This window comes from Streptomyces longispororuber (assembly GCF_014656095.1).
Classification (GTDB): Bacteria; Actinomycetota; Actinomycetes; order Streptomycetales; family Streptomycetaceae; genus Streptomyces; species Streptomyces longispororuber.
Window position 1 is genome coordinate 1 of record NZ_BNBT01000296.1, and the last position, 3,365, is coordinate 3,365.

Annotated in this window: 2 protein-coding genes and 2 tRNA genes; 3 read left to right on the top strand and 1 reads right to left on the bottom strand. The window is 73.0% G+C overall.

Annotation, left to right across the window (positions count from 1 at the left end; all coding sequences use genetic code 11):
• Positions 1-1,265, top strand: a 1,265-nt coding sequence (locus IE330_RS38140; RefSeq protein ID WP_190140767.1) for a PQQ-binding-like beta-propeller repeat protein, incomplete at its 5' end; no start/stop codon positions are given.
• A 105-nt stretch (positions 1,266-1,370) separates the two neighbouring features.
• Here IE330_RS38140 and IE330_RS38145 read toward each other — a convergent pair.
• Positions 1,371-1,441 (bottom strand) — tRNA-Gly (locus IE330_RS38145).
• Between the two features lie 150 nt (positions 1,442-1,591).
• On the opposite strand from IE330_RS38145, the gene IE330_RS38150 reads away from it, so the two are divergent.
• Both IE330_RS38150 and tig read left to right on the top strand, forming a co-directional pair.
• A tRNA-Pro gene (locus tag IE330_RS38150) sits at positions 1,592-1,668 on the top strand.
• 185 nt (positions 1,669-1,853) lie between these two features.
• Complete coding sequence (tig, locus tag IE330_RS38155; RefSeq protein WP_190140768.1) at positions 1,854-3,263, top strand: trigger factor; 1,410 nt, start codon at positions 1,854-1,856, stop codon at positions 3,261-3,263.
• Positions 3,264-3,365: the final 102 nt, after the last annotated feature.

The window sequence follows — 3,365 nt, forward strand, 5'->3', positions numbered from 1 at the left end:
CCCGGCCGCGCCGCAGGCGCCTCGCGCCCGCCGGGGCGGCCGCCGCGGTGGTCCTCGCTCTGGCGGCGGCGGGCACGGCCATGTGGCTGCCGTCCCAGCACTCCGCGCCCCACGACCTGCCCGAGGGGTGGCGGCCCTGGCAGTCCAAGGACAGGGACAGCGGCGATGAGGCCGGCGGCCTGTTCGCGCACTGCGCCGTCGCCGCCGGCGGCCTCCTCTGCGCGGGCGACGACGTGAAGGCCGCGCGCTTCTCGCTGGCCACGGGGGAGTTCCGGTGGAGCCGGCCGATGGACAGGGACCTCACGGAGCCCGACGCCTGGGGTAACGCGGAGGGGCACATCATCGGGGCGTCCGGCGGCCGCGTCTTCGTCTACCGCAACGACCAGACCGTACGGGGCGACACCCGGACCGAGAACTACGCGGTGGAGGCCCTGGACGCCCGCACCGGCCGCGCGCTGTGGGCCGTCCCCGCGGGGCGCGGCGAGCACGCGACCGCCCCGTCCCCCGACGCGGAGAGCGGCGGCGCCGTCCTCACGTCCGCCGGTGTCCTCGCCGCGGTCGGCACCGAGGGCGACGCGTACGCCCTGCTGGACCCGGCCGACGGCGACGCGCGCTGGCGGCACCCGCTCCCCGACGTGGACTGCCGGGTCCGCGCCGCCGCCGGACAGGGGTACGTGATCTGCCCGGCCGGGGACGAGCGCGTCCGCGTCAGCCGCCTCGACCCGGCCACCGGCCGGCCGGGCTGGACGGTCACCCTGCGGGCGGGACCGGACCTCCTGGGCCGCAGCGGCAAACGCCTGCTGTTCGCCGACACCACCCGGGAGGAACGGCCCCACCACCGGATCGTCGCGCTCGACCCGGCCACCCGCCGGGCGCGGGCCATTCCCTTCGAACACCCGCAGCAGATCGGGGCGCAGGTCACGCTCAGCCGGGGCACCCTCTACTTCACCTACCCCAACGGCACCGTGCGCGCCGTCGACCCCCGCACCGGCCGCCTGGCCTGGGACGTGAACTCCACCGTGGAGTCCCCGGGCCCGCCGCTCGCCTCCGCGACCCACGTCTTCGTCGCCTCCCCGAGCGGCCGGCTCGCCGCCCTGGACCGTGCCACGGGCGCGGTGGACTGGACCCGCGCCGCCCCCGACAGCTACGGCGAGACGCCCTCGGTCACCTCGGAGTCCGGCGCCGCGCTGACGCTCGCGGGCGACGCCCTCTACGTCCCGTACGGCGTCCGCGCGGTCTACAGCATCGACGTACGCCACCCGTGAGCCGGCCGGCGCCCGCACGCGAAGGACCGGTCGGCGCCCGGACGCGGAAAAGCCTCCGGCCCGGTACGCGGAGACGGACTCCACGTACCGGGCCGGAGGCCTCGGAGCGGGCGACGGGAATCGAACCCGCGTAGCTAGTTTGGAAGACTAGGGCTCTACCATTGAGCTACGCCCGCAAGCGCCCCGCGCGGCGACCCGCAGGTCAGCGTGCGCGGCACGGCAAGCATCGTAGCGGGTCCGCGCGCCCGCCCGCACACCCCCTCCGCCCGCCCCGGTAATGCGGGGGCCGGGCGCCCTGCGGGCATGTACCCTACGTCTCGCACCGACGGGGTGTGGCGCAGCTTGGTAGCGCGTCCGCTTTGGGAGCGGAAGGCCGTGGGTTCAAATCCCGCCACCCCGACCAGCGGGATCTCTCCGGTCCGGCGGCCGGTTCCCCGGCCGGGGAACCCCTCTCGCGCGCTCCGCGGCCCGTCTTCCAAGATCGCATTGTGGCTCGGCTCCCGCGTGCCGTTACTATGCAAGCTGTGTGCCCGTGTGTCTCTCGACCGGGCAGAAACCAAGCAGTCAGCCCACCAAGGAGACCGAACCGTGAAGAGCGCCGTGGAGACCCTGAACCCGACTCGGGTTCGGCTCACTGTCGAGGTGCCCTTCGAGGAGCTCAAGGACAGCCTCGACGCGGCGTACAAGAAGATCAACCAGCAGGTCACGGTCAAGGGCTTCCGCAAGGGCAAGGTGCCGGCGCGCGTCATCGACCAGCGGTTCGGCCGCGGCGCCGTGCTGGAGGAGGCCGTCAACGACGCCCTTCCGAAGTTCTACACCGAGGCGGTCAACGAGGCCGAGCTCAACGTCCTCGGCCAGCCCGAGGTCGACATCACCGAGCTCAAGGACAACGAGACCCTCAACTTCACCGCCGAGGTCGACGTCCGCCCGACCATCGAGATCCCGGACTACTCCGGCATCGAGGTCGAGGTCGACGCCGTCGAGGTGTCCGACGAGGACGTCGACAAGGCCGTCGAGGACCTGCGCAACCGCTTCGCGTCCACCTCGCCGGTCGAGCGCGCCGCCGAGGACGGCGACGTGGTGACCCTCGACCTGGAGGCCAAGGTCGACGGCGAGGTCCTCGCCGACGGCGTCGCCAGCGGCGTCTCGTACACCATCGGCTCCGGCGAGCTGCTCGACGGCATCGACGACGCCGTGAAGGGCCTGGAGGCCGGGGCCGAGGCCACCTTCACCTCCGAGCTCAAGGGCGGCTCCGCCGCCGGCAAGGAGGCCGAGGTCACCGTCAAGGTCACCCAGGTCGCCAAGCGCGAACTGCCGGAGCTGGACGACGACTTCGCGCAGCTCGCCTCCGAGTTCGACACCCTGGACGAGCTGAAGGCCGACAGCCGCAAGCGCCTGGAGTCGGCCCGCCAGTTCGACCAGGCCACCCAGGCCCAGGAGCGCGTCCTGGAGAAGCTCCTGGAGCTCGTCGAGGTGCCGGTCCCCGAGAAGCTGCTCGAGGACGAGATCCGCACCCGCAAGCACAACCTGGAGCACCACCAGCTCGGCCAGATGGGCCTCGACCTCGCGAAGTACCTGGAGATCCAGGGCAAGACCGAGGAGGAGTTCGACACCGAGACCCGCGAGCAGGCGATCAAGGGCATCAAGACCCAGTTCGTCCTCGACGAGCTGGTCAACAAGGAGAAGCTGAACGTCAACCAGGAGGAGCTCACCGAGCACCTCATGCGTCGCGCGCAGTCCTCCGGCATGAGCCCCGACCAGTTCGCCCAGGCCGTCGTCGAGGGCGGCCAGGTGCCGATGCTCGTCGGCGAGGTCGCCCGCGGCAAGGCGCTCGCGGTGGTCGTCGAGGCCGCCACGGTCAAGGACACCAACGGCGAGGTCATCGACCTCGACGACGAGGACGACTCCGCCGAGGCCGCCGACTCCGCCGAGGGTGAGCAGGGTGAGGCCGCCTCCGCCGAGGCGGACAAGGCCGACGAGGGCAAGTCGGACGCCTGATCCTCCACTGCCGTAACCGCTGGGCCCCCGGGACACACGCCCCGGGGGCCCAGCGGCCTTCTGCGCCCCGCCAGGGGCGCGCCCCGCAAGGGGCGCCGGGGA